Consider the following 368-nt stretch of genomic DNA (forward strand, 5'->3'; position numbering starts at 1 on the left):
GAAATTCTTCAAATTTTAACGGACGGTTATCTAACGCTGACGGTAATCTAAACCCGTGATCGACGAGCACTTGTTTACGCGCTTGGTCTCCGTTATACATTCCTCTAATTTGAGGGAGTGTCACGTGCGACTCATCGATCATAATAACGAAGTCTTTAAAGTAATCGAGCAGTGTATACGGTGTACTCCCAAGTGGACGTAACGTTAAGTGAACCGAATAGTTTTCGATTCCTGACGTAAAGCCCATCTCTCTCATCATTTCTAAGTCGTAATTCGTTCTCTGCTCAAGTCGCTGAGCTTCGAGTAATTTGTCTTCATCGCGTAATTCTTTTAAACGTTCTTCTAATTCTTTTTCAATACGTTCGATC

At 41.0% G+C, this 368-nt stretch carries 1 pseudogene; it reads right to left on the reverse strand.

Annotated elements, in window-relative coordinates:
* A pseudogene (locus tag HMPREF3029_RS08370) lies at nt 1–368 on the reverse strand (excinuclease ABC subunit B); the annotation flags it as partial.

The organism is Nosocomiicoccus sp. HMSC059G07, from assembly GCF_001815515.1.
GTDB lineage: Bacteria > Bacillota > Bacilli > Staphylococcales > Salinicoccaceae > Nosocomiicoccus > Nosocomiicoccus ampullae_A.